The organism is Streptomyces sp. NPDC033136, assembly GCF_055578235.1.
Genome location: NZ_JBVIPD010000014.1, coordinates 60,938 through 86,975 on the forward strand (window position 1 = coordinate 60,938; position 26,038 = coordinate 86,975).

26 protein-coding genes and 1 pseudogene are annotated in these 26,038 nt (G+C 70.3%); 14 read left to right on the forward strand and 13 right to left on the reverse strand.

The genetic code is table 11. The features are described from left to right. Positions 1 to 3 precede the first annotated feature (3 nt). From ACZ5TL_RS24615 to ACZ5TL_RS24630, 4 genes are all read right to left on the reverse strand, one after another. The gene (locus ACZ5TL_RS24615; RefSeq protein WP_468592384.1) at positions 4 to 348 is read right to left on the reverse strand and encodes a peptidoglycan-binding domain-containing protein; all 345 of its coding nucleotides are present in this window, start codon (positions 346 to 348) and stop codon (positions 4 to 6) included. Between the two features lie 30 nt (positions 349 to 378). Then, complete coding sequence (locus ACZ5TL_RS24620; protein WP_468592385.1) at positions 379 to 780, reverse strand: peptidoglycan-binding domain-containing protein; 402 nt, start codon at positions 778 to 780, stop codon at positions 379 to 381. 596 nt (positions 781 to 1,376) lie between these two features. Continuing rightward, the gene (locus ACZ5TL_RS24625; protein ID WP_468592386.1) at positions 1,377 to 2,375 is read right to left on the reverse strand and encodes a helix-turn-helix domain-containing protein; all 999 of its coding nucleotides are present in this window, start codon (positions 2,373 to 2,375) and stop codon (positions 1,377 to 1,379) included. Continuing rightward, complete coding sequence (locus ACZ5TL_RS24630; protein WP_468592388.1) at positions 2,372 to 3,178, reverse strand: peptidoglycan-binding protein; 807 nt, start codon at positions 3,176 to 3,178, stop codon at positions 2,372 to 2,374. Before ACZ5TL_RS24630 ends, ACZ5TL_RS24625 begins: the two co-directional genes overlap by 4 nt. A 362-nt stretch (positions 3,179 to 3,540) precedes the next feature. Here ACZ5TL_RS24630 and ACZ5TL_RS24635 point away from each other — a divergent pair, with 362 nt between their 5' ends. From ACZ5TL_RS24635 to ACZ5TL_RS24650, 4 genes are all read left to right on the forward strand, one after another. Beyond that, positions 3,541 to 3,954: a peptidoglycan-binding domain-containing protein gene (locus ACZ5TL_RS24635; RefSeq protein ID WP_468592389.1), complete on the forward strand. Its 414-nt coding sequence runs from the start codon at positions 3,541 to 3,543 to the stop codon at positions 3,952 to 3,954. 60 nt (positions 3,955 to 4,014) lie between these two features. Beyond that, on the forward strand, positions 4,015 to 4,428 hold the full coding sequence (locus ACZ5TL_RS24640; RefSeq protein ID WP_468592390.1) for a peptidoglycan-binding domain-containing protein: 414 nt from the start codon (positions 4,015 to 4,017) through the stop codon (positions 4,426 to 4,428). Between the two features lie 86 nt (positions 4,429 to 4,514). After that, positions 4,515 to 4,871 (forward strand): peptidoglycan-binding domain-containing protein, encoded by a 357-nt coding sequence (locus tag ACZ5TL_RS24645; protein ID WP_468592391.1) that lies wholly within the window; start codon positions 4,515 to 4,517, stop codon positions 4,869 to 4,871. A gap of 793 nt (positions 4,872 to 5,664) precedes the next feature. Beyond that, entirely contained in the window at positions 5,665 to 7,383 is a 1,719-nt protein-coding gene (locus tag ACZ5TL_RS24650) for a BCCT family transporter (protein ID WP_468592393.1), read from the forward strand. Between the two features lie 380 nt (positions 7,384 to 7,763). On the opposite strand, the gene ACZ5TL_RS24655 is transcribed toward ACZ5TL_RS24650, so the two are convergent. Genes ACZ5TL_RS24655 through ACZ5TL_RS24685 form a run of 7 tightly spaced genes read right to left on the reverse strand, consistent with a single transcriptional unit; the run spans position 7,764 to position 16,412 of the window. After that, on the reverse strand, positions 7,764 to 8,495 hold the full coding sequence (locus tag ACZ5TL_RS24655; RefSeq protein WP_468592394.1) for an alpha/beta fold hydrolase: 732 nt from the start codon (positions 8,493 to 8,495) through the stop codon (positions 7,764 to 7,766). Positions 8,496 to 8,534: 39 nt separating this feature from the next. Beyond that, entirely contained in the window at positions 8,535 to 9,248 is a 714-nt protein-coding gene (locus tag ACZ5TL_RS24660) for a maleylpyruvate isomerase family mycothiol-dependent enzyme (protein ID WP_468592395.1), read from the reverse strand. Further along, positions 9,245 to 10,078, reverse strand: coding sequence for a fumarylacetoacetate hydrolase family protein (locus ACZ5TL_RS24665; RefSeq protein ID WP_468592396.1), 834 nt, complete (start codon positions 10,076 to 10,078; stop codon positions 9,245 to 9,247). Before ACZ5TL_RS24665 ends, ACZ5TL_RS24660 begins: the two co-directional genes overlap by 4 nt. Beyond that, entirely contained in the window at positions 10,075 to 11,163 is a 1,089-nt protein-coding gene (locus ACZ5TL_RS24670) for a cupin domain-containing protein (protein ID WP_468592398.1), read from the reverse strand. Before ACZ5TL_RS24670 ends, ACZ5TL_RS24665 begins: the two co-directional genes overlap by 4 nt. After that, a complete protein-coding gene (locus tag ACZ5TL_RS24675) occupies positions 11,153 to 12,826 on the reverse strand; it encodes a (2,3-dihydroxybenzoyl)adenylate synthase (protein WP_468592400.1) in 1,674 nt (557 codons plus the stop codon). The genes ACZ5TL_RS24670 and ACZ5TL_RS24675 overlap by 11 nt, the downstream gene beginning before the upstream one ends. An 11-nt stretch (positions 12,827 to 12,837) precedes the next feature. Then, positions 12,838 to 14,880, reverse strand: a complete 2,043-nt coding sequence (locus ACZ5TL_RS24680) for an acetate--CoA ligase family protein (RefSeq protein WP_468592402.1) — start codon at positions 14,878 to 14,880, stop codon at positions 12,838 to 12,840. Between the two features lie 2 nt (positions 14,881 to 14,882). Further along, positions 14,883 to 16,412 (reverse strand): FAD-dependent monooxygenase, encoded by a 1,530-nt coding sequence (locus ACZ5TL_RS24685; RefSeq protein ID WP_468592403.1) that lies wholly within the window; start codon positions 16,410 to 16,412, stop codon positions 14,883 to 14,885. Between the two features lie 175 nt (positions 16,413 to 16,587). On the opposite strand from ACZ5TL_RS24685, the gene ACZ5TL_RS24690 reads away from it, so the two are divergent. Next, a complete protein-coding gene (locus ACZ5TL_RS24690) occupies positions 16,588 to 17,403 on the forward strand; it encodes a PaaX family transcriptional regulator (RefSeq protein ID WP_468592404.1) in 816 nt (271 codons plus the stop codon). A gap of 387 nt (positions 17,404 to 17,790) precedes the next feature. On the opposite strand, the gene ACZ5TL_RS24695 is transcribed toward ACZ5TL_RS24690, so the two are convergent. Then, the gene (locus ACZ5TL_RS24695) at positions 17,791 to 17,976 is read right to left on the reverse strand and encodes a hypothetical protein (protein WP_468592406.1); all 186 of its coding nucleotides are present in this window, start codon (positions 17,974 to 17,976) and stop codon (positions 17,791 to 17,793) included. Further along, the gene (locus ACZ5TL_RS24700; RefSeq protein WP_468592408.1) at positions 17,973 to 19,289 is read right to left on the reverse strand and encodes an MFS transporter; all 1,317 of its coding nucleotides are present in this window, start codon (positions 19,287 to 19,289) and stop codon (positions 17,973 to 17,975) included. Before ACZ5TL_RS24700 ends, ACZ5TL_RS24695 begins: the two co-directional genes overlap by 4 nt. A gap of 517 nt (positions 19,290 to 19,806) precedes the next feature. Here ACZ5TL_RS24700 and ACZ5TL_RS24705 point away from each other — a divergent pair. The 9 genes and pseudogenes from ACZ5TL_RS24705 to ACZ5TL_RS24745 all read left to right on the forward strand — a co-directional run bounded on the left by ACZ5TL_RS24705 (position 19,807) and on the right by ACZ5TL_RS24745 (position 25,826). Next, positions 19,807 to 20,199: a DNA-binding protein gene (locus ACZ5TL_RS24705; RefSeq protein WP_468592410.1), complete on the forward strand. Its 393-nt coding sequence runs from the start codon at positions 19,807 to 19,809 to the stop codon at positions 20,197 to 20,199. 506 nt (positions 20,200 to 20,705) lie between these two features. Further along, on the forward strand, positions 20,706 to 20,936 hold the full coding sequence (locus ACZ5TL_RS24710; RefSeq protein WP_468592412.1) for a FitA-like ribbon-helix-helix domain-containing protein: 231 nt from the start codon (positions 20,706 to 20,708) through the stop codon (positions 20,934 to 20,936). Further along, complete coding sequence (locus tag ACZ5TL_RS24715; RefSeq protein ID WP_468592414.1) at positions 20,933 to 21,355, forward strand: type II toxin-antitoxin system VapC family toxin; 423 nt, start codon at positions 20,933 to 20,935, stop codon at positions 21,353 to 21,355. The genes ACZ5TL_RS24710 and ACZ5TL_RS24715 overlap by 4 nt, the downstream gene beginning before the upstream one ends. A 338-nt stretch (positions 21,356 to 21,693) precedes the next feature. Then, positions 21,694 to 21,873 (forward strand): hypothetical protein, encoded by a 180-nt coding sequence (locus tag ACZ5TL_RS24720; protein WP_468592416.1) that lies wholly within the window; start codon positions 21,694 to 21,696, stop codon positions 21,871 to 21,873. A 287-nt stretch (positions 21,874 to 22,160) separates the two neighbouring features. Then, a complete protein-coding gene (locus tag ACZ5TL_RS24725) occupies positions 22,161 to 23,249 on the forward strand; it encodes a hypothetical protein (RefSeq protein ID WP_468592418.1) in 1,089 nt (362 codons plus the stop codon). A 393-nt stretch (positions 23,250 to 23,642) separates the two neighbouring features. Next, positions 23,643 to 23,837, forward strand: a pseudogene (locus ACZ5TL_RS24730) (transposase); the annotation flags it as partial. Between the two features lie 804 nt (positions 23,838 to 24,641). Next, entirely contained in the window at positions 24,642 to 24,896 is a 255-nt protein-coding gene (locus tag ACZ5TL_RS24735; protein ID WP_045563117.1) for a type II toxin-antitoxin system VapB family antitoxin, read from the forward strand. After that, positions 24,896 to 25,315: a PIN domain-containing protein gene (locus ACZ5TL_RS24740; RefSeq protein WP_468592419.1), complete on the forward strand. Its 420-nt coding sequence runs from the start codon at positions 24,896 to 24,898 to the stop codon at positions 25,313 to 25,315. The genes ACZ5TL_RS24735 and ACZ5TL_RS24740 overlap by 1 nt, the downstream gene beginning before the upstream one ends. Before the next feature lie 268 nt (positions 25,316 to 25,583). Continuing rightward, on the forward strand, positions 25,584 to 25,826 hold the full coding sequence (locus ACZ5TL_RS24745; RefSeq protein ID WP_468592421.1) for a hypothetical protein: 243 nt from the start codon (positions 25,584 to 25,586) through the stop codon (positions 25,824 to 25,826). Positions 25,827 to 26,038: the final 212 nt, after the last annotated feature.

The following is a 26,038-nucleotide window of genomic DNA, read 5'->3' on the forward strand; positions in this document are numbered from 1 at the left end:
TGGTCAGTTGGGCTGCTTGCGGAGCGCTGCCCAGGTCTTGGGTCCGACGATGCCGTCGGGATCCAGTGCGTGTATCCACTGGAAGTACACGACCGCGTCCCGGGTCCTGGTTCCGAAGATCCCGTCGACGGCCAGGTTCGCGGTGCCTCCCCTGTCGATCTTCCTGAGGATGCACTGGATTTCGCGGACGTGTTGTCCGGTGCTGCCCGACTGGGCCGTACGGTTGCCGCTGTAGTAGCCGCAGTCGGCGGCGGCCGCGGGAGAGGCGGTCGCCGTCTGGAACGTCACGGCGCCGCCCGCGAGGGCGAGCAGTGCCGCCCCGGCGACGAGGGTGTTGCGTGTCTTCATGGGATCCGTTCCTGTGAGGGGGTGCGGTGGTCAGCGGCGCAGCCACGGCCAGGACTGCGGGCCGGGCCATCCGTCCACGGCCAGGCCGACGTTGTGCTGCTGGTTGATGAGCCGCTGGTAGCGCTTCATCGCATCCTGGGACAACGGCCCGAAGTAGCCGTCGATGGCGCCCGTGTAGTAACCGACGTCCTTCAGCAGGCACTGGGCCTCGATGCCCGCCGCGGTCACGGTGGTGGCGGACGGGACGACGGTCATGCCGCTGTAGTGGCCGGCGTACCAGTACCCGCCCTTCTTGACGATGTCGCAGGTGTAGGCCGCGGCACTGGCCGTGCCGGTGCCGGTCGCGTAGGCGGTGGCGCCCGCCGCGGGAATCAGGGCGAGGACGGCGACGGTGGCCGCGGCGACGGAGCCGAGCCGTGCGGGGATGCGCATCAGGGACCTCTCTTGCCGGTAGGAGAGTCAGGCGGTCGGTTGGTCAGCGGGAGCACCCGGCGACGCGGGTCTGCGGGACGAAGCCGCCGTCGGGCGACAGCTTCTGCCGTGGTGGGCGGTGGGCGGTGGGCGGTGGGCGGTGGCAGTCGACCTGGCCGTCGTGCCTTGCCCGTTCGGCGGCGGTCGGAGCGGGCGCGACGCCTCAGTGCTGAGTCGCGGCCATGAGTCCCACGGCCGTGCACGCCCGCATCTCCCACTTCACCGGTGCTCTCCTGGTGTGGGGATGCGGCGAGTCTGCAAGCCGGTGGAAGCCGGTCACAAGGGTTCCGGACCGACAAGGCCGCTCTTGAGATGTCTCGGCTTCTGACCAGCGGAGACACAAGCAGCCGTGGGACGCCCTGGGATGTCTGGGACGCCGCTCGACGCCTGGCTCGCGTCGCACCTGCGTACGGTGGCTGCCCGTCGCCACCGGCATCCGCGGCCCGTGCGCCGCGCGGCCGGCACCACAGGCCGAACCCTTCGTCCGACGGGAGGCCGACTCGGTGAGTGGGCGACGGGGAGTCCCTGGGCCCGGATTCCTCGGGCAGGTGCCGCAGTTACCGCGGGGCGGAGAAGCACTCCGTGGCGTCCTGGTCGTCCGTTGCCCCAACGACCTGTCCGGAACCGGGAGTCGGGGTGGGGCTGAGGCCTGGGGTGCCCTCCCCGCTCTCCTTCTCCGGGGGCCGGCCGGCCGTGGGCGCGAAGTAACAGGCTTCGACCCCCTCTTCCGGTGTTCCGCCGACCATCGGCGTGTACACGTATCCCTGGGCGTCGTGGCGATCCCGAATCGTCGCCTCCTGGACGTCGCCTTCCGGTGATCTGACCACGATCCGGGTACCGACCTCGGCGAGCCATATCCGGGCCCACGAGGCAGCGCAGCCCTTGCTGTGCCGGACATCCATTCGCCCCCCGCCGATGAGAGCGCGCTCGACGACGGTGACCGGCTTGTGTTCGGCGTGGGTGCACCCCTGGGACTCGGGGTCCTTCCCCGTACAGCCCGTGGATCGGCAACCGGGCGGGGACGCGGTCCTCCCAGCCTTGTCCAGAGTCTGCTCGGCGGCGGTCACGCCCACCGCGACGGCCGAGCCCAGCAACACCCCGGCGGCGATGGGCCGCCACCAGCGGCGCAGTGCCGGGGGCTCCCCGGGGGATCCGCGTGTCCGGCCCGTGTCGGCACCGGCCTCGCCGCTTGTCGCGGTGGGCGTGGATGTGGGTACGGGTCGGTGTGCCGGCTCCTTCGCGGGCTTCGCAGCCGGTTCCCCTCGTGCCTCCCGGGGTGAGGCCGGGCTCACGCCGTCCCCGGGCTCGGGTCTGCAGGCCGCCTCCGCCCGTCCGTGCAGGGCGAGAACCCGGTCAGGCGGCTCCTGCGCCAGGACACACAGCTCGCGCACCAGCTCCCGCGGCGGGAGTTTGGTCCCCTTGAGGTAGCGGTGCCAGGACGACCTGCTGGCGCTCGTCCGGTGCGCGAGGGCCGTCAGGCTGAGCCCGGCGCGTTCGCGCAGCGCGTGCAACTCGCGGCCCAGTTCGAGGCATTGCGACGGCGGTCGGCCGGTCACCGGCGCAGCACCTTCCATGTGTGCGGGCCGACTATTCCGTCCACGGCCAGTTCCGGCGACTCTTCCTGGAAGCGCTTGACGGCACGGGCCGTCCGGGCGTCGTAGGCGCCGTCGATGTCACCGACCGAGTAGCCGTGCTGTTCCAGCAGGCACTGGGCCTCCACCACGTCCCAGCCCGTCTTGATCTGGTACAGGACGGTGTCCTCGGTCTGGCTGTGGCCCGCGTAGAGCGCGCCGTCGCGACGGTGGATCGTGCAGCCGTACGTGCGGCCCGGCTCAAGGACGAAACTGCTCTCGGTCCCGTCGGCCGCGTCGTCCCCGCCCCAGGCACGGAGAGCCGGGATGAGCCCGGTGGCCGTGAGCGCCGCCGTCAGCAGGGTGACCGTGAGAGTCTGCAGAATCGGAAGGGCGCGCGCTCGCGAGGCGTGCTCCGCTGCTCCTCCGTCCCCCTGCCTCGTTCCCCGCGCCTCTTGAGCCGCTTCGTCCACCTCCTCGCCGGCACGCTCCGGAGCCGGTCCCGTGGCGCGCTGCACGCCCTGGGACCAGGTCTCCTCGGCAAGCGCGTGCGTGGCGAGCAGGCGATGCACGTCGCCCCCCGCGAGGAGTGTCAGCTCCTTCACGGCACCGGCCGGCGGGAGGATCTTGCCGTTCAGATAGCGCTCCCACGAAGACCTGCTGTACGTGGTGCGCCGCTCCAGGGCGGCGAGGCTGAGCCCGCTTCGGTCCTTGAGCGACCGGAGCTGCGCGACGAGTTGCCGCCCTTGGGGGTCGAGCGTGTCGGGTAGCGCTTTCCAAGACGCCATGGCTGAGTCGCGGTTCCCTTCTTCCGGTCTCTGCCGTGTGCCGTGCCACACGGGGCGCGAACGGCCCCGAGCCCCTTCGCCGAATCGGTGCCTGTAGCAGAACGCGCAACCGTCGAGCCGCGTTCCGGGGGACCTGTCCTGTGTCCCATGGTCTCCCAACAACTCAGGGAACGGCCATGGTGTGTCGCGTCTCAGCAGGTCAGCGCGTGAGACGTCCCAGAAGTACCCGCTTCCGTCACTGGACGTGGCGGCACAGCGGCTCGCTCCGGAAGCATCGTCGTACCGCGGTTGCCACCGCTGTGGCGACCTGCGCGGACCGCACCAGACCGCCAGCGCGTGAACGCACCTGAACGGAGACACACATGTCTGTACGCACACCCGTGGCCCTGCTCGCGGCCACCGCCGCCCTGTTCGGCGGAGTTCTGGCAGCCGCACCTGCCGCCGGTGCCGCGACCAGCGACACCAAAGCCTCCGCGGCCCGGACTTGCTACACGCAGAGCACGATCGGCTTCACCTGCCGCTACTACTACGGCCGGGAGTGGGCGGAGCGCGGCAGCACCGGCATCCACGTCAAGGAGATCCAGGGGCTGATCAACGGCTCCACCGATTACGGGCGGAAGACCGGCAAGAAGCTCGTGCTGGACGGCGTCTTCGGCCCGGCCACGGAGTCCGCCGTGAAGTGGTTCCAGCGCTACTACATGGGGCCGTCCGCTGCGGACGGCATCGTCGGCCCCCGGACCTGGGAGGCACTGCGCCACGACCGCTCCCCCGCCTGACCCTCCTGACCCGCCTGACCCGCTCTCATCACTCGTGCACCGCTGAATACGGGGAAGATCATGAAGACACGTCACCCGGTCCGCCGTGGCCACGTCCCGAGGAGCCTGGCCGTGGCCGCCGCCACCGCCGTCCTCGTCGGCAGCCTGGCAGCCGCCCCCGCCGCGTTCGCGGCCCCGGCCGCCGACACCTGCCGGGGCGTCAGCACGGTCGGCCTGTACTGCGGTTACCACACGGGGACCAAGTGGGCCGAACTGGGCAGCACCGGGGCCCACGTCAAGGAGATCCAGGCGCTCATCAACGAGACCACGGTCCACCCGGAGGCGAGCGGCAAGCGCCTGGCGGTGGACGGCGTCTTCGGTCCGGCCACGAAGTCCGCCGTGACCTGGTTCCAGTGGTACTACATCGGCGAATCGGCCTCCGACGGGATCGTCGGCCCGCAGACCTGGAAGGAACTGCGCTACGGCAAGCGCTGATCCGCCTGTCTCCTCCGGCATCCGCAAGCGGCCCTGGCGCGCCGCTGAAGGCTGCCGCCGCTGAACACTCACGAGAGGAACACGACGTGAAGATCCGCAGGACCCTCGCGGGTGCCGCGGCCGTGCTGGCCCTGACCTGCGGCATGGTCGCCGCCCAGTCGACCGTGGGCGCTCAGAACGCTCACGCCGACAGCACCTGCTGGTACTACACGGGGAACACCGCCGTGATCAGCAAGGGCAGCACCGGCAACACCGTGAAGGAGGCCCAGTGCCTCCTCAACAGCTACAACACGTGGCACGGCCGGCCTGCAATCGCGGTCGACGGCATCTTCGGCAACGAAACCCACAACGCGGTCGTCGCCTTCCAGAAGCGCATGAACGTCGCGGTCGACGGGATCGTCGGCCAGCAGACCTGGCGCAAGCTCCGCTCTCCGGGCTCCTGACCCGCAGCGGTACTCGAGAGGGGCCGGGCGCTTGCCCGGCCCCTCTCCGTCGGCTCCGGCTACCCCCTGTCCTGCTGACGCTGCACGTTCATGGTGGTGCGGGCCAGAACCCGAGGGCGAGCGCGGTCAGGACCGCCGTCGCCCGGGCACCCCGGGAGGTGAGCGCCGTCAGCCCACCTCCGGTGACGCACGCAACAGGTGACGCACGCAACAGTCGTCCCGGACATCGTCGGGACGGCGCTGCGGATTTCTCTCCAGGAGTTCCTGGACCAGATGATCGAGACGCTGGGGCCATGAGAGGCGTGCCACCATGGCGGCTCCGGCGCGCTGCCATGACGTAGCCTTTCTGAAACCCGCCGGTACGCACGCCAGGAGATCCGCCCCGACCACAGCACGCTGCTCCAGCACACGGGCAGAAATATCAGTCCGATGTCGATGTAGGTCGGCAGCGGTTGACGTGGACCTGGGCGGAAAGTGATCCAGAACCGGGATCCTGACCGCGGCCGACGACGCGCTGGAGGAACGTCGACGCAACCATCGGGCCGCGGGTCACGGATCGATTTCGATGCCGGTCGAATGCCCGGCGGGTGATGCGAGGGGCCTTGACGGCTGGGCACCTGGCGTGTTCGCTGTTGCGCCTACCGATGTCAATCTCTCACTGCGCAACACTTTTCACCCCCTGTGCCATCGCAGCCCAAGGCTGTTCGAGTCAGCGCAAGCCGCTGAGACCGCAGAGGCGCACCACAGCGTCCGGCCAACCGTGCCCGAGCCCGACGACACGAGGAAAGAGAGCATGACTGCTCCCCAAGTGACGAAACCACCGGCTGATATCCAGGATCAAGAGAACAGCGGGACCCGCTCCCCCTTGACGTCGATCGCACCACGCGTCTTCTGGCCGTCCGCGATCATCATCGTCGCCTTCGTCCTCTACACCACGCTCTTCAAAGACTCCGCACAAAGCGCCATCAGCGCGGTGCAGGAAGAGATCATCAGCGGTCTCGGCTGGTACTACACCGCTCTCGTCTCACTCTTTGTGATATTTGCCCTATGGGTCGGTATTGGCCGTTTCGGAGACATCCGGCTCGGTAAGGACGACGAGCGACCCGAGTTCAGCATGGGCTCGTGGCTGGCGATGCTGTTCGCCGCGGGCATGGGCATCGGCCTCGTCTTCTGGGGTGTCGCCGAGCCGCTGAACCACTTCGTCTCCCCGAGGCCGGGTGTCGGCGAGGGCGAGGCGACGCGGAGCGAGTTCGCCATGGTCCAGACGTTCCTGCACTGGGGAATCCACCCCTGGGCCATCTACGTCGTGGTCGGTCTCGCCGTCGCCTACGCCGTGCACCGCAAGAGCCGTCCCATCTCGATCCGCTGGGCTCTGGAACCGATCTTCGGCGACAAGATCAAGGGTGCCTGGGGCGACGCCATCGACACCATCGCCGTCGTCGGCACGGTCTTCGGCGTGGCCACCTCGCTCGGCTTCGGCGTCCTGCAGATCTCGGCGGGGCTCGGCTTCCAGGGGTGGGTGACCGACCCCGGCACGTCCCTTCGGGTCGTCCTCATCATCGGCATCACCCTGCTCGCCACCATCTCCGTGGTCACGGGCGTCGGCAAGGGCATCAAGTGGCTGTCCAACATCAATATGGGCCTCGCCGGCGGGCTGTTGCTGTTCATCCTCGTCGCGGGCCCGACGCTCTTCCTCCTCAACGGCTTCGTCGAGGACATCGGCGCGTACCTGCAGAACATCCTCGCGCTGAGCTTCGACACCGGCGCCTCCCAGGGCGAGGAGGGCACCGCATGGGTCAGCGGCTGGACGGTCTTCTACTGGGGCTGGTGGATTTCCTGGGCTCCGTTCGTCGGCGTCTTCATCGCCCGCATCTCCCGCGGGCGGACCGTTCGTGAGTTCGTCACGGGCGTGCTGCTGGTACCGACCCTGCTGACCTTCTTCTGGTTCGCCGTCCTCGGCGGGTCGGCACTCCACCGCGAGACGGTCGGCGAGGGCGGACTGGTGGGTGAGGACGGCGCGGTCGGCACGGACAGCGCGCTCTTCCAGCTGCTCGACGGCATGCCGGGCGGCGCGATCGTCGCCGGGGCGACGATCCTGCTGATCGTGCTGTTCTTCGTCACCTCCTCCGACTCCGGCAGCTACGTGGTCGACGTGCTGGCCTCCGGAGGCAACCCCAACCCGCCGACATGGAGCCGCGTGTTCTGGTGCGCGGCCCAGGGAGCCGTGGCCATCGCACTGCTGATCGCCAGCGGCACGGGGACCGGGTCACTGACCACGCTGCAGACGGTGGCGATCATCACAGCGCTGCCCTTCAGCCTGGTGATGATCGGGATGTGCCTCGCCACGGCCAAGGCCTTCCGCCGCGAACACCACGCCACCCTGGCCGCTCGGCGAAGGAAACAGGAACAACAGCTCATCGACCGGGCCGTCACGGCGTTCGAGGAGGGCCTGGAGGACGGGTCTGTGTCGAACCGGGCCGAAGACGGCACGGTGGACGCGCGCACCACGTAGTCAGGCACCCGCGCGCCACGCGCCCCGGCATCAGTCGTCAAGGCCGACGACTCGGGCCGGGGCGCGCGGCATGCACGATGACCATGCAGGAGTGGAGGACGAGGCACCTAAGTGCTTCTCGCTCCGCCCGACGCGCGGTCCCGGTGGTATGCGCGACGGAGGCATCTCCATGCCTTCGAGCTGTGGGGAGCACCGGGAGGACGCCCGCACGTGCTTGCGGCCCGGCGCGATCCTCCTCACGGCCGACGCCGACGAGGTCGCCATCGGCCAGCCCCGGGCGCCCAGGTCGTCGGGGTGCACGGACAGCGACCAGGAGGCTGGGATGCAGTCCGCCCGCGCATGCGTCGGCGAACAGCGCGTGCACGGGATTCACCACTCGGCTACCGGGCGGCGCAGGCCCGGACGAAGGCATCGGCCAGTTCGACGGGGCGGGTGAAGCAGCCCTCGTGGCTGCCCGGGGCCTCGACGATCAGCGGGTTCTTGAGCCGCTGCGGGAAACGGCTGCCCCAGGCCCACTCGCCGGGCAGGGAGAGGTCCTCGGTGGACAGGACGTAGGCGGTAGGGAGGTCGAGCGCGGTGAACGCCGACGTGTCCGGCTTCTCGGTGAAGGTGCCCAGGGGCTGGGGGACGAGGAGGGAGTGCACGACGCGCTGGGTCTCCTCGTCGGCGTCCTGCATGAAGGCCTGCTGCCAGACCTCCAGGGGCAGCGCCACCGTGTCGTTGCCGGAGGCGGCCGCCAGGGCGTGGAACATCTCGCCGTAGTGCGGCGGGCACGCCTCGATCAGCGACTCGCCGTCGTTCGGCACGAACGCGCTCCAGAACACCAGGCGCCGTATTCGGGCAGCGAGCCTCGGGGCCGCGCCGGTCAGAACGTAACCGCCCCAGCTGTGACCGACCAGGGTGATGTCGTTCAGTCCGGCACTCTCGACGTATGCCACGAGGCTGTTCACGCAGTCGGTGAGAGTGACGCCGTGCGTGTCGTCGTCGGCGCCCAGGCCGGCCAGAGTCGGGGTGTGCACTTCGTGCCCGGCCGCTCTGAGTTCGTTCGCGACCGGGCGCCAGGCCCACCCGCCGTGCCAGGCTCCGGTCACCAGGACGAAGGTCTCGCTCATGCATGCCGATCTCCCTTGATCGAGTGATGAAAGCTGGATTCACAACCAGCGTGGAACGCCCGGGAGTTCACCCGTGACAAGCAGCTCGTCGATGCCGCCCCGGCCGGTGAGCCAGGCGGCGAGGGCGTACGGCGGTCCGGTGACCGTGACACCGGTGGAGGGCGTGCCGAGCACGACGGTGCCGTGGCCCTCCGCCGTCAACTCGGCACCCGTTTCCGGTTCGACGCGGGCCGACATCCATCCGGCCACATCGCGGACGAGGGCCCACGCCAGGTCGGGCGGCAGGACGTCCATGCCGACACCGACGTCCAGGTCGACCAGGTGGATCCAGACCTCGCGGACCCGGAGCCAGGGCACTTCCGAGGCCGGGATCTCGCGCCCCTGACCGCTGACGACCGTGGCCGACCAGGCGTCGCCGGACAGGGCCTCGGCGGCCTTCCGGAACCGGGCGGCGGACTCCCGTACGTCCGCCCGCTGTTCGGCCGACGGCCGTCCGGCGCCCGCCTCGATGTCCGTGGCGCGCTGGTCCGGCGAGGCGTACATGGGCGTACGGATCCCCGTCCGGGCCCAGGTCAGGAGGTTGACCAGGGCGTCGGCGTTGCGGGCGAGGTGGGTGAGCAGGTGGCCGCGGGTCCAGCCGGGCAGGGCGGACGGCTCGGGCACCGCGCCGGCGGGCAGCGCGTCGACCGCCCGCTGCAGCGCGAGCTGCCCGTCCTCGACCCAGTCCAGGAGTGTGGCGACGGGGACCTTCACGGCTTGTCCTCGACGATCGTGTTCACGCACTCCCCGATGCCCTCGACCACGGTCCGTACGACCTGGCCGGGCTCCAGGAACACCTTGGGATCGCGGGCCGCGCCGACCCCGCCCGGAGTGCCGGTGAGGACGAGGTCGCCCGGCTCCAGGGTCGTGAACGTGCTGAGGTAGGCGGCGATGTGGGCAGGGGTGAAGAGCAGGTCGGACGTGCGCGAGCGCTGCATGACCTCGCCGTCCACCTCGAGGCGGATCTCCAGGTCGGCCGCGTCGTCGATCTCGTCGCCGGTCACCAGCCAGGGTCCGGCCGGCGTACTGGCCTCCCACACCTTGCCCTGGAGCCACTGCGGGGTGCGCCACTGCCAGTCGCGCAGGGAGATGTCGTTGACGACGGTGTAGCCCGCGATCGCGGCCGCCGCCTCCTCCTCGGTGGCGCGGCGGCGCAGCCGGGAGCCGATGACGAAGCCCAGTTCGGCCTCCCAGTCCAGCTCCTCCGTCTCGCCGGGATGGACGATGTCGTCGCGCGCGCCGAGCAGGACGTTGGCGAACTTGCCGAAGAGGGCGGGGTACGACGGCATCTCGCGGCCCATCTCCGCGATGTGGGTGCGGTAGTTGTGGCCCACACAGAAGATCTTGGCCGGGGTCGTGACGACCGGGGCGAGGTCGAGTGTGGCCGTGTCGTGCGCCGGCCCGTCGGCGGCGGCCGCGTACGTACGCCAGTCGGGGCGGCGCAGCAGGGCGGCGACGTCGGGGGCTCCGGTCTCCACGGCCCGGTCGCCGTCGAGGCGGACGGCCGCCGTGCGGTCGGCGGTGCGGATGGTGGCGAGCTTCATGCGTGGGTGCTCCCGGTCGTCTCGGTGCGGGCGAGGTTGAGCGCCTCGTACAGGGGCGCGTCGTTGAAGGTGAACAGGTCGAGCCGGGTGTGCGCGGCGATGGTCAGCGCGCACCAGGAGGGCACGGCGATCAGGTCGCCGGCGGACACCTCGATCGCGCGGTCGTCGAGGGTGACGGTCCCGCTTCCGCGGAAGACCTGCCAGACGGAGGAGCCGACGGTTCGGCGGGTGGCTGTCGTAGCGCCCGCGCGCAGGCGGTGCATCTCGGTGCGCAGGCTGGCCAGGGCGTCACGGCCGGTGCCGGGGTTGGTGAAGCGGATGCCCGCGTGGCCGGGCTCGACGACCCCCGCGTACCCCTCGTCCTCCAGCTCCAGCTGGGCGGTGAGGGCGTCGTCGGTGTCGGCCCGGCGGTAGGCCATGAGCGGAGAGTCGGGGCTGTCCTCGGCCGCGATCGGGCGCAGCCCGGGGTAGCCCCACAGCCGCTCGTTGCGCGACCGGGTCGGGGTCGACCGGTCCGACACGCCGTCCTCGCCGAACTCGAAGAACCCGGCGTCGAGGCGGTGCACGAGCGGGATGTCGAGGCCGTCCAGCCACACCATCGGCGCGTCACCGACGTGGTGGTGACCGTGCCAGTGCATCGACGGGGTGAGGAGCAGGTCGCCGGGGCGCATCTCGACCGCGTCGCCGTTGACGACCGTCCAGACGCCCTCGCCCTCCAGGATGAACCGGAAGGCTCCCTGGGAGTGGCGGTGCGCGGGGGCGACCTCGCGGGGGCCCAGGTACTGAATGGCCGCCCAGAGGTTGGCAGTCGCGTAGGGCCGTCCGGGCAGGCCGGGGTTGGCGAGTGCGATCGCGCGGCGTTCACCGCCGCGTCCCACCGGGACCAGGTCGCCGGACCGGCGGGCGAGCGGCAGCAGGGTGTCCCACTGCCAGACGTGCGGGACGGCCTCGGGCTGCGGGGTGAGCGGCATGAGGTTGCCGATCTCGGTCCACAGGGGGATGAGTCCGGCCGCCTGGAATCCGTCGTACAGCTCGCGGAGTCCGGGGTCCGTCTCCTCCGGGGCTATGACGGTGTCACTGGTCATCGGGGTTTCCTTCGGCGTCGAGCCGGCGCGTGATGTCGGCGCGCAGCGCTTTCTTGTCGATCTTTCCGACCTTGGTGGCGGCGAGTTCGGGGACCGTCACCAGCCGGTCCGGGAACTTGAAACGCGCGATGCCGGCGCGCTCCATGACGTGGTGGACGTCGTCGAGGGTCACCGTGCGGCCCGGTTCCGGTACGACGTAGAGGCAGACTCGTTCGCCGAGTTCGGCGTCGGGCATCGCCACGGCGGCGGCGCGGGCGACGCCGGGGGTCTGGTAGGCGAAGTTCTCGATCTCCTCGGCGGAGATGTTCTCCCCGCCCCGGATGATCATGTCCTTGTCGCGGCCCTCGACGACGAGGTTGCCGTCGGGCAGCAGCCGCACGATGTCACCGGTGCGGTACCAGCCGTCCTCGGTGAAGGCGCGGGCGTTCTGCTCCTCTGCCCGGTAGTAGCCCCGCGGGGTGTACGGGCCGCGGGTGAGCAGCACGCCGGGGGTCCCGTCGGGGACGGGGTCGCCCAGCTCGTCGACGACGAGGAGTTCGTCGTCCGGGCACATGGGGCGTCCCTGCGTCGTGCAGATGACGTCCTCGGGATCGTCGAGCCGCGTGTAGTTGAGCAGCCCCTCGGCCATCCCGAACACCTGCTGGAGCGTGCAGCCGAGTTCGGGGCGGACGCGGCGGGCGACGTGGTCGGCGAGCCGGGAGCCGCCGACCTGGAGCACGCGCAGCGAGCTCAGGTCGGCCTCCGCGTGGTCGCGGTGGTGGTCCAGCCAGCGCTGGGCGATGGCCGGGACCAGGGCCGAAGCGGTGACGCCCTCCTGCTCGATCAGCGAGAACGCCTTCTGCGGGTTGGGGGAACCCAGCACCACCCGGCCGCCGTGCAGCAGCGTGCCGAGCAGGCCCGGGCAGGCGAGCGGGAAGTTGTGGCCGAGGGGCAGTGCGGCGAAGTACACCGTGTCCGCCCCGAATTCACAGACCTCGGCGCTGCGACGGGCGTTGTAGACGTAGTCGTCGTGTGTGCGGGCGATGAGCTTGGGCAGCCCGGTCGTACCGCCGGAGAGCAGGAAGACGGCGATCGAGCGGCTGTCGGGCCGGTACGCGTCCACGACGGCCCGGTCCGCCGGCGTGCCGGGCGCGGCGCACAGCTCCCGCAGGTCCACGGCGTCGTCGCCGGCCTTGTCGCCGAGCACCAGGACATGCCGGAGGGTCGACGACTCCTCGGCGATCTCGAACGCCATCGCCCGGTGGTCGTGGTCCTTGAGGGAGTCGGGGACGGCGACGGCGACCGCCTCGCTGTGCTCGACCAGGTAGCCGACCTCGTGCTTGCGGTGCCCCGGCAGCGCCATCACCGGGATGACCCCGAGGCGCAGACAGGCGTACGTAAGGATCACGAACTCGGCGGTGTTGGGCAGCTGCACCACGAGCCGGTCGTCGGGGCGGAGCCCGAGCGCGGCCAGGCGCAGTGCGGCGGCGTCCGCGCGCTCGGCGAGCCCGCGGTACGTCAGGCGGCGGTCGCCGTCCACGAGCGCGACCGCGTCGGGGGTCGCGTCGGCGGCGGCGTGCAGCCGGTCACCGATGGCGAGGCCCTCCCAGTAGCCCTTCGCGGTGTAGCGCTCGGCGTACTCCGCGGGCCAGGGGACAGCGCCGTTGCTGCTCGGCCTTGGCATGGTCGTTCTCCTCAGGTGCGGTCGGCCGTGCGTACGATCACGGCGTCCAGGGCGATCAGTCCATCGGCGGTCAGCCGCAGCGGGTTGATCTCGATCTCGGCGGTGCCGGGGCTCGCGGCCAGGGCGGCGGCGAGGGCGGACACGACCCGCCCGAACTCGGCACGGTCGAGCACCGGCCCGCCGCGCCAGCCGTCGAGCAGGGTGCGGGCGGCCAGGTCGTCGGGCATCGAGGCGGCCTCGGCCACCGGGAGCGGGGCGAGCCGGATCGCCACGTCGGCGAGCGCCTCGGCGGCCGTACCGCCCAGCCCCACCAGTACGACCGGCCCGAACACGGGGTCCCGTCGCACGCCCAGCACGAGGTCGACACCGGCCGGGGCCATGGCCTCGACCAGACAGCGCCGGTCGCGTCCGATGGCGTCCAGCGCCGCGTCGAGCTCGTCGGGGGTGCGCACGCCCAGGTGGACCCCGCCGACCTCCGTCTTGTGCAGGATCGCGGCGTCGAGCACCTTGACCGCGACGGGCCCGCCCAGCAGGCGCAGGGCGTCGTGGGCGTCGGCGGGGGTCTCGCAGGCGACCCGGCGCGGGGTGCGGATGCCGAGGTCGGCGAGGAAGGTCTTCGCGGCGTCCTCGTCCATCGGGCCGGGGGGAACGGTGGCGATCGGCGGCGGCGAGGCCCCGTCCGTCAGCAGAGCCCGCTGTCGGGCATGGGTCACCAGCGCCCGTACGGCGTTGGCGGCGGACGCCGGTCCGGTGAGTGCCGGAATCCCCGCCTTGTGCAGCCGCGCCCGCTGCTCGGCCACGTCCTCGGGGAGGCCGCCGACGACCACCACGGCCGGTGAATCGGCACCGAGGCCGGCGTCCTGGGCGGCCGAGGCGAGGTCGACGCTGTCGGGCTCGGTCAGGGCGTAGACGGACAGCAGGTCCACCTCCGGGTCGGCGGCGGTGGTGTCGAGCACGCGGGCGAAGGTCTCGCCGGGCCGGCCGGTGTCGACCGGGTTGCGCTGGTAGGTGAGCGGGGGCAGCAGCCCGCCCAGCGTGCGCTGCGTGGCCTCGGACAGCTCCGGTGTCCGGATGCCGTCCGCGCCTGCCCGGTCCGCCAGCAGCAGCCCCGGCCCGGCCTGGGCGGTCACGATGCCGAGCCCCGGGTCCGGGTGCGGACGCAGCCGGACCCGGGAGAGCGCGGTGAGCGCGTCCGCCATCTCCCGCTCGTCGTCCACGACCACCGCCCCTGCCTGCCGCAGCGCGGCCCGTGTCGTACGCCAGCTCGTGGCCAGCGCCCCGGTGTGCGACCGGGCGAAGTCACCGACGTCGCTGCGGCCGACGACCAGCGCCACGACCGGCTTGACGGCGGCCACCAGCCGTACGGCGGCCACCAGCCGCGGCCCGTCCGGAACCGTCTCCAGGTGCAGGGCCACGGCCGTCGTACGACCGTCCCCGGCGAGGTGCTCCAGTACGTCCGCCGCCGTCACGTCGAGGCCCGCCCCGATGCCCACACCGAGGCTGATGCCGTTCCCGGCGGTCACCAGGTCGAAGGCGAGCGCGTGGTTGACGCCGCCGCTGGCCGCGACGACCGCGACGTCCCCGGCGGGAAGCTGCCCGGCGGCGGGCACGAAGCTGGCCGTCAGGCCGAGATGAGGCGCGAAGAAGCCGGAGGTGTTGGGGCCGAGCAGCCGGATGCCGGTCTCGTCGGCGACGCGGCGCACCGCCTCCGCGTACTCCTCGCCCTCCGGGCCCGCCTCGCCGAAGCCGCCCGCGCAGATCAGCGCGGCACGGCAGCCCGCTGCGGCCGCCTCGGCGAGGGCGTCCGCGCAGCCGGCCGCCGGCACGCACAGCACCGCCAGGTCGAGCCGTCCGGCGACGTGCTCGGCCGCTTCGGCGACCGAGGTGTACACACCCTCACCGGGGTCCGGGCGGCGCGCGTTGACGAGGGCGCGGGCCCCGGGGAAGGCGGCCAGGGAACGGGCCATGGCGGCGCCGAGCTTGCCGCTCTGCCGCGAGGCGCCGATCACGACCACGCCCTCGGGGGCGAAGAGCGGCGTCAGGTTCGTGGTCATGGCTACGCCCGCCCCTCTTCCGTGGAACCGACCAGATCGGCGCGCCCGGACAGCAGCAGCGTCTCGGCGCGGTCGTCGTCCATCCCGTCCTCCACGATCAGTGCGGGCACCCCGTGCACCAGCCGGGCCTGCTCCGCGAGCAGCTGTCGGGTGAGGGCGGTCCCGGCGTGGACGGCGACCAGTTGCGGCGGGGTCGTACCGCTCACGGCACCGGCCAGCTCCTCGTACAAGGCGGGCAGTTGCGCCTCGCCCTGCGGCGCGGTCAGCGACAGGCACGCCACCCCCGCGAGGTCGGCGCCGGTCACCCGCCGCCCCGCGAACTCCTGCCCGCCCACCCGCAACGGCGTCTCCAGGGGGTCCCGCCCCTCGTGCGCCGCCCGCCAGTCCCCCACGACCTGCTCGACGAACTCCGGGTCGCGGCGCGCGATCCGTTCCTTGCCGATGCTGCGGGAGAGGAAGTGGAAGACGAACCGGGTCGGTTCGAACGCGTCGTGGTAGCGCCCGAAGTGCTCCCACCAGGACAGGCTCGGCCGGGCGGAGGTCTGGATCTTCTCCACCGACGGCCGCGCCGCCGCCTCGTACGCCTCCAGGGCGGCGGACAGGTCGTCGCGGTGGGCGAGCAGGCTGCCGGCGAGGGCGATGGCGTCCTCCATGGCCATTTTGGTGCCGGAGCCGACGGAGAAGTGGGCGGTGTGCGCGGCATCGCCGAGCAGGACGACGTTGCCGCTGTGCCAGCGGCGGGTGCGGCGGGTGCGGAAGTTGCCCCAGCGCGAGTTGTTGACCAGCAGTTCATGGCCCTCGATCTGCTCGGCGAAGAGCTTCTCCAGGTACGCCTTGGTCTTCTCGTCGCTCGGGCCGGGCGGCTGCGAGGTGTCGAACTCGTCGAGCCCCGCCCTGCGCCAGGACTCCTCGTCCGTCTCCACGATGAAGGTGCCGACGCCGTCGCTGATCGGGTAGCCGTGCACGGCGAACGTGCCGTGCGGCCCGTGCTCGTGCACGAAGGTCAGGCCGTCGAAGGGATACGTCGTGCCGAACCAGATGAACTTGGCGGTCGCGACCTCCGCCTCCGGCACGAACACGTCCGCGAGGCGGTCACGGAAGCGCGAGTTCGCCCCGTCGGCGGCCACGATCAGGTCGTAGTCGGCCAGTTGCGCCGGATCGGCGGGGGCCTCGTGGCTGAACCTCAGATCGACACCGACCTCCGCCGCCCGCCGGTGCAGCAACTGGAGCAGGGTCTTGCGGGTGATCGCCGCCATGCCGTTGCCGCCACAGCGGATCCGCCGCCCCTTGAGCCGTACCTCGATGTCGTCCCAGTGACGCCCGTGCTCCGCGAGAGCGGTGCGCAGGACGGGGTCGGCGGCGTGGATGCCGGCCAGGGTCGCGTCTGAGAAGACCACGCCGAAACCGAAGGTGTCGTCCTGGCGGTTCCGCTCGAAGACCGTCACCTCGACCGACGGATCGGCCTGCTTGAGGAGCGTCGCGAAGAACAGCCCGCCGGGGCCCCCTCCCACGCACGCGATCCGAGAAACCATGGCTTGTGCCTCCATGTCCAGTATCGGAGCGAGCCGCCCCGCACACCAACATTGTGTGTCACTCACTACACGGACGTCAATCATTTGTTACTCAAATGGAGGGCCCCGCCGCCTGACGTTACGGCTGATGCGATGCACCTCCGCAACGGCCGTCCGTATGACATAGTCGGTTTTCGTGAAACCTCGATCGATCGTCTTCGACCTGTTCGGCGACTACGTCCGCTACCGCGGAGGCGCCGCCCGGCTGCGCACCCTCAGCACACTGATGGGCTGCTTCGGCGTCGGCGACAGCACGGTGCGCGTGGTGCTCGCACGCCTGCGCAAGGAGGGCTGGTTCGACGTCCGGCGCGAGGGCAGGGAGACGCTCTACACGCTCAACGCGCGCAGTCTCCAGCTGCTCGACGAGGGCCGCTCACGCATCTTCGACCCGGCCCCGTCCGACTGGGACCGCCACTGGTACATGGTCATCTACTCGGTCCCCGAGACCGAGCGGGGCGTACGCGACCGCATCCGCAAGGAGCTGGCCTGGCTGGGCTTCGGCCCCCTGGCCCCCTCCACGTACGTCTCCCCGCACGACCGCATACGGCAGGTGAGGGAGAAGTTCGCCGACGAGTCCGCCGTACGCCTGGACACCCTGCGCTGCCAGTCGTCGGGCCTCCCCGTGGACCGCGAGATGGCCGCCCGCTGCTGGGACCTGGCAGCCCTCAACGAGGACTACCGGGAGCTGCTGCGCACCTACCGCGGCCGGATGCCGTCCTACCGGGCCGGGCATCTCAGCCCCGAGGAGGCGATGGTCGAGCGTATGCAACTGACGTACGACTACCGCAAGTTCCCCTTCCGCGACCCCGACCTGCCGACCGAACTACTCCCGGCGGGCTGGGTGGGCCACGAGGCGCACGAGATGTTCCTGGAGGCCCACGAACTGCTGGGTCCGGCGGCCGAGTCCTTCTACGACGAGGTGGCCGGGTCCCGCCCGGTGCCACAGAAGTAGTGCCGGGCCCGTACGTCGTACGGGCCCGGCTTCTGGCCTTACGGCCTCCAGTCCGCCGGCCCCGCTCTGCCCGTGGAACCGGTTGTCGTTGCCGCGTGCGTCGACGGCGATCACCGCCGTCGGTGCGTCGGGACGGTCGCCCACCTTGTGGAAGAGGTCCTTCTCGCCGTTCACCTGGTCGTTCGAGGTGAGCGCGGAGCCGGGCGTCCACGTGAGGGAGGCGTAGCCCCGCGCCGGGGCCGCGATGTCCGGGTAGGTCCTCAGCAGGGTGCTGACCGGCCACTCGTGGTCGGGACCGGCGCCGTGGTCGTCCCAGAGGCAGCCCTGGTAGGGGAACTCGCCCTCGCGGTACGCGCTGGACGGGCAGACGCGGTTCGGATCGGCCTTTCAGGCCCCGGTGTTCTCCAGCTGGGACGCCTTCGCCTCGGGCTCGTTGAGGCTCCGAGGGCCGGGCCAGGCCCGCGCCTGCGACGTGTCCGCCGGGGCCGTGGCGGCCGGTGCTCCGGCCACCCCGGCCATCGCCGTGGCGAGGGCCACGGCGGCGACGGTCAACGACCTCGACAACGTGCTCAAGCGGTACGGACCTCCACCTGGGCCGCCTGCTCGGAGGCCTGCGTGGCCTTGCCCGGCAGCAGGAGTACGACGGCCGTCGCGAGCGCGGCGGGGATGGCGAAGGCGTAGAAGTTCCACTCGATGCCGACCTTGGAGTCCAGCAGCAGACCACCGAACAGCGGTCCCGTGATGGCACCGAAGCGCCCGATGCCGAGGGTCCAGCCGAGCGCGGTGGCCCTGACCTCCACCGGGAAGTGCTGAGCGACGTAGCCGAGGACCAGGATCTGGGCGCCGATGGTGCCGAAACCCGCGATGGCGACGAGGAGATACATCAGCGGCGCCGCGGTGGCGATGCTGAGCAGGGACATCGAGGCGGCGGCCGCCAGGAAGGACAGCAAGGTGATCGGCTTCATGCCGAACCGGTCACCCAGCGGCGAGAACAGCACCGAGCCGATGACCGCGCCGAGGTTCATCACCAGCAGGAACAGCAGGGAACTGGACAGGGGGTAGCCGGCGGACCGCATGATCTGCGGAAGCCAGGTGTTCAGGCCGTACACCAGCAGCAGGCCGAAGAAGCTCACCACCGCGAACAGCACGGCGGGCAGCGCATGGCGCCGGGTGAACAGGGCGGCCGGGCCCAGCTTGGGCTGCGGCTCGGCCGTGGCGGGAGGGGCCTCCGGCACGGGAACGCCCAGGCGCGCCGCGGTCCGCTCGGCCTCCTCAAGACGCCCCTTAGCGACCAGGAATACCAGCGATTCCGGCACGTAGCGCACCAGCAGCGGCAGGATCAGCAGCGGAACGGCACCGAGCCCGAACAGGAACCGGAAGCCCCACACCGGCAGCAGCGCCATGGCCAGCACCGCGGCGAGGATGCCGCCCACGGAGTAGCCGGAGAACATCAGCGCGTTGTTGAAGCTGCGGCGGCTCGGGTGGGAGTACTCGGCCGTAAGCGCCACGGCGGTCGGCATCACGCCGCCGAGCCCGAGCCCGGCGAGCAGCCGGAAAATGCCGAACCAGGTCGCGTCGGGCGCGAGCGCACACCCCATCATCGCGGCCGAGAACCAGCCGACGCCGGTCAGCATGACCCGGCGGCGGCCGACCACGTCGGTCAGCGCGCCGGCGAGAAGCGCGCCGATGAGCATGCCCACGAGGGCGTAGCTTCCGATGACACCGGCCATCGCCGGGGTCAGCCCCCAGGGCTCGTACTGCAGCAGAGCCGGCACGCTGGCTCCGTAGACGATCAGGTCGTATCCGTCGAACACGATCACCGCGAAGCACAGTCCGGTCACCAAGAGTTCCGGGCGCCGGGGGTTGCGGGTGGGTTCAGGTCTCATCGCTGGCTCCTTTGCGTCCGCCATGAATCGGCTGAGACGCCGAGCAGTGTGTGTCACATTCGACACGAACGTCAATGAGTCGAAACATAAAGAATCGGATTCGGCGCGCACTCTGGACGTCAAGCCGAGCTCTCAAGATGCAATCCGGCGACGACCAAAGTTCAAGTGACCCTCATGTCGGCGGCGGGGTCGGTGGCCGCGACAGCCGAAGCGGCCCCGCCGGGCCCCTGAGAGGGAACAGCGGCCGGTTCTCCGGCTCGGGCGAGAACCGGCCGGCCGCGAGTCGGCCCACCACCGGTCGTACGGCGGGTACGGCGCGCCGGCCGGATGCCGACGAGGCCGGGAGCGGGGTCAGGCCGGAGCAGCGGGACCGGGCACGGGGCGTGGTCGACGACGAAGAGGCCGGCCGAGCCCGGGATCTTCGGGCCAAGACGGGGTGCGGTCGCCGTCACAGCACGCCCTGCTCGCCCTGCTACCGCCGAACCGCGACGCACCACTCGAGGAGTGCCGCAGCCTGATGCCCTGCACACTGCTCCTGGACAGCGAGGGCCTGTCCCAGCTCTACCTCAAGGACCGCACCGTCCTGGCTTTCGTTCAGGCGGCCTCGGAAGAAGGCATCCGGGTGGCCACGACCGCGATGACCACCCTCGAGGCGGACTACGAACGCATCCACCCCGCCCGCATCCGATGGGTGCTCTCCCGGAGCGATGTCCGCGACGTGACCAAGGTCATCACCGACCAAGCCGCAGCGCTGCTGCGCGACCACAGCCTCAGGGGCCAGAAGTACGCCATCGACGCCGCCCTCGCAGCCATCGCCCGCTCCGCGCAAGGACCCGTCACCGTCCTCACCTCCGACACCGAAGACATCAGCCTGCTCTGTGGACCCGCCATCGAGGTCGTCAAAGTCTGACGCACGCAGCTCGCGGACGCACCCGCTCACGCATGACGCTCCGCGAGCCCCCGACCGCGCACAGAAATCAGCCAAGGAAATACAGAAAGCCCAGGTCAGCGTGAAACCTGGGCTTCTCAGAGCCGCCTTCGGGATCGAACCCGAGACCTACGCATTACGAGACCATGAGTGATCGTGTTGCGTGGTGCTTCACCGTGCTGTCCGGTGACGTTTTTCCTGATCAGAGCAACGTGCGACAGGTTGACCTGTGCCGCCCCGTGATGCATCGCCCAAAGGCGTCTGTCCACCGGCTGTCCACCGGTGGGGCCAGCCGGAAGAGGCCAGCGAGGGCACTACGTGGCCGCAAGCGTAGCCCTGACGAGGCCAGACGGGCACATGAGACTGCTTGTCCGGCCTCGACAAGAGCACCTTCGTCGTTCTCTGTTACCGCACGGTGCCTGCCCAGGCCAGAAACCGGACCAGCCCTCGCTACTGCATATCATCTGCGCCGCTGCTAAAATGCAGGCATGACCGCGATTACGATTCGGGATGTCCCGGACGACACCGTCAACGCCCTGAAGGTCCGCGCCGCACAGGCCGGCAAGTCGCTCCAGGCATATGCCCTGGACCTTCTCTCCCGGGAAGCCGCCAAGCCCACCCTCGCGGAGATGGCCACACGCCTGGAGCGTGAAACCCGCACGGAGCTCACTACGACCGACATCCTCGACGCCATCGAGGACGGACGGGACCGGCGTTGATCGTCATTGATTGCTCCAGCCTCGTGCACTTCCTCCTCGACCAGGGCAAAACCGGAACCGCGATCCGTGAGCGCGTGGGCCGCGCCGACACTCTCGCAGCGCCGGGCCTGCTGGACTACGAGATCACCTCGGCCGCCTTCGGCCTGGCCCGCGGCCGGCGGGGGAGCAAGCCGAAGATCACGGAAAAGGAGGCCGTGAAGGCGATCACCGACTACCAGGCCCTCGCTCTCGACCTGCACCCCACGCTGATCCTGTGGCAGCGCGTACGCGAGCTGTCGAACAACCTCTCCGTCTACGACGCGCACTACGTAGCCCTCGCAGAGAGCCTCGGTGTCCCGCTGATCACCAGCGACGCCAGGATCGAGCGCAGCGGGGCAGCACGCTGCACGATCGAGACCTTCGAGGCACCCAGCACCTGACCCCAGCAGCACCAACACGCACGGTTCCACCACCCATGAACGGGCTGCGAGGCTCCAAAGCTGTCGCACTGGGTCTGACCTTGGCGTCCGCCGCGCCCCGATCAGATTCGGGCGCTCCCCTCGCCTTGAGCCGGAGCGGACCGGATCCGTCCGGGGGCCTCAACATCTGGACTCGTCACAAAACCCTACCTACGACCTACAGAAGCCTGACCTGGGTTCCTCAGGAGCCGCCTTCGGGATTCAAATCCGAGACCTACACATTACGAGGGCTGGCGGGATCATGACGGGTGGGTCTTGATGGTGCTCGGCGGTCCGGCCCCGCATCGGGCCACTCGGTAGTGACCCGATCCAGCCTGGACCGGCTCGTAGCGATGGGGCGCGACGACCAGACCAAGATTCACAGGCTGCGGGTCACCGGCACCCAGCGTCTCTATGGCTTCCTGGAAGGGGACATCTTCCACGTCGTCTGGTGGGACCCGGACCACGAGGTGTATCCCACGAGTCCCCGCAACACCTGATACGCCAGGCGTTCCAGGAGCTTGCCGCCGTGGCACTGGTGCGCCGCACTACCCACGTGGCGCCAGGGCGCTGGCCGCCGCTGACGCCGCCGTGGCGGCCTACCAGGAAACGGGCCGGACCCGTACCTCGTTCCCGTCGGACGGACCTGGCGACGGCGCTGAACAACAGCGGTCTGTGGCGGCTGGAGTCGGGTGATGTGGCAACGGCCGTGGGCCTGCTGGCCGAGGCAGCGGCAATCCGGCGCGCGCTCACCCGACAGGACGCGGCAACCCATGTTCCCGGCCTGGTGAGATCTACCCTGACCCTGTGCGGGGCACTGCTGGCCGCAGGTCGCCGCGATCGCGCGGCCCGGGCCTGGCGGCAGGCGGTGGCAGCGGCCCGGAGCCCGCTGCACAGCGCAGAAGTCCGGGCCGCGCAGGCGATCTGGCAGTACCGGCACGGGGCGCGGGCGGCCGCCCTGCGCACCGCGATGCGGGCGGCGGCCGAAGCCGAGACCACCGGCCCCGGCGGCGAACCGCACCTGCTGAGCCGGGTCCGCCGCTCGGTCCGCGGCGCGGTCGACGAACTGGGCCTGCGCTCAGCGGGCTTACCCCACTGGGCCACGGCCGCCATCCCCGTCGAGGTGACCGCGCTGGTGACCACTCTGGCGGAGGCTGACGGCTGGGACGCCACACACGCGGCGCTCGTGCAGCATCGTGCCCTGCTGACCGATCCAGCGACCCCGGGTGCCGCCGCGGCCCTCGCCGCGCTCTTCCCCAGCGACGCCACAGCCGAAGCCGCCCGTACCTGGACCGGCCGCATTGCACGTTCGGGATTCGACGCCGCCCTGGCCGAACTGGCGGAAGAGGCCGCCGTGTCACAGGCGGTCACCGCGTGGCTGGCCTTGACCTCACCGGACGCCATCGTGGACCACCTGGAAACACACGCCGACGAGCTGGCGGCGCGGTCGGTGGCAGAACTGCTCGCTGCCGATCCGGATGGCGGTCCACGACTGGCCATGCGGCGGCTGACCGAGTGGCTCACGGTGGACGAACTGCGTGAAGCCCTGGCCGACCCGGACACCGCGGCCCGTCAGGCCTTCGACGACGGTGATCTCGACCGTCTCGGCCAGCTCGCCGCAGCCGCGCCGGACCTGCTGGACCAGCCGGGCATCGGCGCGCTGACCGCCGCGGTCCTGCTTGTCGCACACGGCCTGCCGGAAGCGGGCCTCGACGTGGGCCGTCGCCTGGCCGACGAGTCCCCCGCCCTGCAACGTCGCGCCTACGCCGTCTACCTGCGCAGGACGGCGTCAGCGGTACCGACCGAGCAGGGCCGGGAAGCGCTCATGGCTCTGGCGGCACTGATGGTGCCGGGCCCGGCACCATCAGTGCCGTAACGACGGGCCATCGGGCACCGAGGAGCTCATCGATCCGCGAAGGAGCACAGTTATCCGACCGCCTGCACGTTCTCACTGCCATCTACCGATCGGACCGGGCCGACCGGTCCAGCACCCTCACCGTCAGCCTCGCCACCATGGGCGCCGCGGTCACCTACCTCGTGGGCACCATCGCGTTCTACGACAAGGTCGATCTGCTGGGCTGGGCCATCAGCCTTCTGCCGTTTCCGCTGGTCTGCGTGCTGGCCTTCCAGGCACAGCTCGTCAACCTGGCCACAGTGCGGGCCCGTTCCATCCTCACCCTCGAACAGGCAATACTCGACGCCGCCGAACCGGCGAGCGGTCCCCGCCTGGACCGCACAACCATCGGTGTCACGGCCAGCGAGCGGGCACCGCACCGACGTGGTCGGCATCTTCCCCGACCGCACCGCCGTCATCCGGCTCGTCAGGGCGGTCCTGGCCGAGCAGAACGACGAGTGGACCGAGGCCCGCCGTTACATGGGCCGCGAGCTCCTCGCCAAGGCCCGACTCCACCCGATCGAGTCAGAAACCGACGACACCGTCCTACCCACCAAACTCACCGCATAGCCTCAGAACGAGATCACCGAGTGGCCGTCCATACACCACTCCAGCGGACGTGACCGGACCGGACAGTCCCGACGCCGCCGATAGCCCCGTCGGAGACCGGTGGATTTCACCCGTCGGCCAGGGGGCGGCGAGAGTGCCCTGACGGAGTTTCACGCACGGCTGTCCACCGGGTGTCCACCGGGATCCATTGCGCTGGCATGGTCCGTTCCCTACGAGCAATCAAAAGACCAGTTCAGAGGCTTGCCGCGTCGGTCTCGTCACAGAAATCAAACCGCCGACCTACGCATTACGATGCACAGACCGCAGGTGCCCGATTTGTTCGAATCCCAAGGTCAACGAAAACAAGAAACCCCAGGTCAGAGGCGCAACCTGGGGTTCACTATGGAGCCGCCTTCGGGATTCGAACCCGAGACCTGCGCATTACGAGACCATGAGCGATCGTGTTGCCTGGTACCTCGTCGTGCTGCGTGGTGACGTTTTTTCCTGATCAGAGCACGTGCGACAGGTTGGCCCGTGCCACCCTGTGATGCACCATCCAAAGGCGTCTGTCCACCGGCCGTCCACCGACAGGGCCGCTTGGTCGACTCCCTCCCGCCACCCCATCGCTTCTGGCGAAACCCCCGACAGGGGCGGAGCCCGACATGAGGGCGATTGTCCATTTCTCACAACGGGCGACCACGCGGCACGTCACCCGTGAACGCCATAGCCTCCATCCATGACGGACCTAATGATCGAAACGATATCTGTCATCGCTGATGATTGGTATCATTTCGCTGGAAGGAGCACCTCCGAGAGGATCACCACATGGCCAGAACCGTCATCGACCTCGATGAAGACATGGTCACCGAGGCCATGCGCATCTTCGGGACCAAAACGAAGGCCAAAGCCGTCCGCCTCGCCATGGAAGACGCCGTCAAGAGGCACCTTCGGCAGGAGGGCTTCGACGCCATGGACGCCGGCGAGCTCGACTTCAGTGAGATCGTCGAGAACACCGGCCCCCGCAACGCCGACGGCTCTCTCAAGCACAACGGCGACCGCGACGGAGGCCGGGCCGCCTGATGCAGGACCGCTATCTGATCGACAAGTCCGCCCTAGCCCGCTGGACGAAGCCGAGCGTCAAGGAGGTGCTCAAGCCTCTGCACGAGCGCTACCTCCTCGCCGTATGCCAGCCCACCGAGTTCGAGATGATCCACTCCGCACGGGACAGCTCGGAAGCAACCCGGATCAGCACCTGGCTCCACGCCTTCGACTACCTCCGCACCGACGACGACACCTTCACCCGCGCTCTCGAGATCCAGCGCCATGCCCTCAACTCAGGCTTCCACCGAGCTCTGTCCCTCCCCGATCTGCTGATCGCCGCCACAGCGGAACTGAACCGGCGAACGGTCCTCCACTACGACGGAGACTTCGACATGATCGCCTCCCTCACCGGCCTACCCACCGAATGGGTCGTCCCGCCCGGCAGCGCCGACCGATGACCATGCGGCCCTTCCCCTCTCCGATGAGTGTCCGGTGTCACTCTGGGGGTCGCTTGGGGTGTGGCAGTCGGCCTCCGTCAGCCCGCCGGTCGCCCTGTTCAGCCTGGCTCCGCGCGGATCCGTGCAGGCCTTGGACCGGGCTCCGGGGTGAGCCTCGTCGAACTGGCCCTCGCCGTCTTCTGATCGCGAACGCTCCCTCGGCCTGTTCTACCTGCTCGGGACGGCGACGAGGGCTGTCGCCACCGGCCTGACGCTCCGTATCCGGCGGATGCACCCGACGGTGCTGGAGGACCGGGCCGCCCGCCTGGAAACAGAACGCGCCCAGCGCGTCCGGCTCACCGTGGCGATGGGGCGCTCACGGGTCGCGCGCGAGATGCGCAACCTCGTTGACCTCAACCTCTCGGTCATGGTCGGTCTCGCCGACGGCGCCGCGGACCTTCTCGTGGCCCCGCCTGACGTCGGAAGCCCGTTGTCCGCAGGACCCCTGGGTGCAGTGACACGGGGCGCCTGACGGGTGAACCGCTCGGCGACCTTCGGCTCCGCCTTCTTCGCCGCCCCGGAGAACAGCTTCCCGAGCGCGCCCTTGACGACGTTCAGGACGGTGCCGGGCTTCGACGCGGCCTTGACGCCGCCGCCGACGCCGGCCTCGCCGCCCCCTCGGAAGAACGGGAGCGGGCAGGACACCGCCTCCTCGGCGTGAGTCCTGCCCGCTCCTCTGCCAAC

Coding starts and splice junctions, on each gene's coding strand:
- ACZ5TL_RS24615 (WP_468592384.1), bottom strand. CDS start 348: ATGAAGACACGCAACACCCTCGTCGCCGGGGCGGCACTGCTCGCCCTC.
- ACZ5TL_RS24620 (WP_468592385.1), bottom strand. CDS start 780: ATGCGCATCCCCGCACGGCTCGGCTCCGTCGCCGCGGCCACCGTCGCC.
- ACZ5TL_RS24630 (WP_468592388.1), bottom strand. CDS start 3,178: ATGGCGTCTTGGAAAGCGCTACCCGACACGCTCGACCCCCAAGGGCGG.
- ACZ5TL_RS24635 (WP_468592389.1), top strand. CDS start 3,541: ATGTCTGTACGCACACCCGTGGCCCTGCTCGCGGCCACCGCCGCCCTG.
- ACZ5TL_RS24640 (WP_468592390.1), top strand. CDS start 4,015: ATGAAGACACGTCACCCGGTCCGCCGTGGCCACGTCCCGAGGAGCCTG.
- ACZ5TL_RS24650 (WP_468592393.1), top strand. CDS start 5,665: ATGACTGCTCCCCAAGTGACGAAACCACCGGCTGATATCCAGGATCAA.
- ACZ5TL_RS24655 (WP_468592394.1), bottom strand. CDS start 8,495: ATGAGCGAGACCTTCGTCCTGGTGACCGGAGCCTGGCACGGCGGGTGG.
- ACZ5TL_RS24665 (WP_468592396.1), bottom strand. CDS start 10,078: ATGAAGCTCGCCACCATCCGCACCGCCGACCGCACGGCGGCCGTCCGC.
- ACZ5TL_RS24670 (WP_468592398.1), bottom strand. CDS start 11,163: ATGACCAGTGACACCGTCATAGCCCCGGAGGAGACGGACCCCGGACTC.
- ACZ5TL_RS24675 (WP_468592400.1), bottom strand. CDS start 12,826: ATGCCAAGGCCGAGCAGCAACGGCGCTGTCCCCTGGCCCGCGGAGTAC.
- ACZ5TL_RS24680 (WP_468592402.1), bottom strand. CDS start 14,880: ATGACCACGAACCTGACGCCGCTCTTCGCCCCCGAGGGCGTGGTCGTG.
- ACZ5TL_RS24685 (WP_468592403.1), bottom strand. CDS start 16,412: ATGGTTTCTCGGATCGCGTGCGTGGGAGGGGGCCCCGGCGGGCTGTTC.
- ACZ5TL_RS24700 (WP_468592408.1), bottom strand. CDS start 19,289: ATGAGACCTGAACCCACCCGCAACCCCCGGCGCCCGGAACTCTTGGTG.
- ACZ5TL_RS24705 (WP_468592410.1), top strand. CDS start 19,807: ATGCCCTGCACACTGCTCCTGGACAGCGAGGGCCTGTCCCAGCTCTAC.
- ACZ5TL_RS24710 (WP_468592412.1), top strand. CDS start 20,706: ATGACCGCGATTACGATTCGGGATGTCCCGGACGACACCGTCAACGCC.
- ACZ5TL_RS24735 (WP_045563117.1), top strand. CDS start 24,642: ATGGCCAGAACCGTCATCGACCTCGATGAAGACATGGTCACCGAGGCC.
- ACZ5TL_RS24740 (WP_468592419.1), top strand. CDS start 24,896: ATGCAGGACCGCTATCTGATCGACAAGTCCGCCCTAGCCCGCTGGACG.
- ACZ5TL_RS24745 (WP_468592421.1), top strand. CDS start 25,584: ATGCACCCGACGGTGCTGGAGGACCGGGCCGCCCGCCTGGAAACAGAA.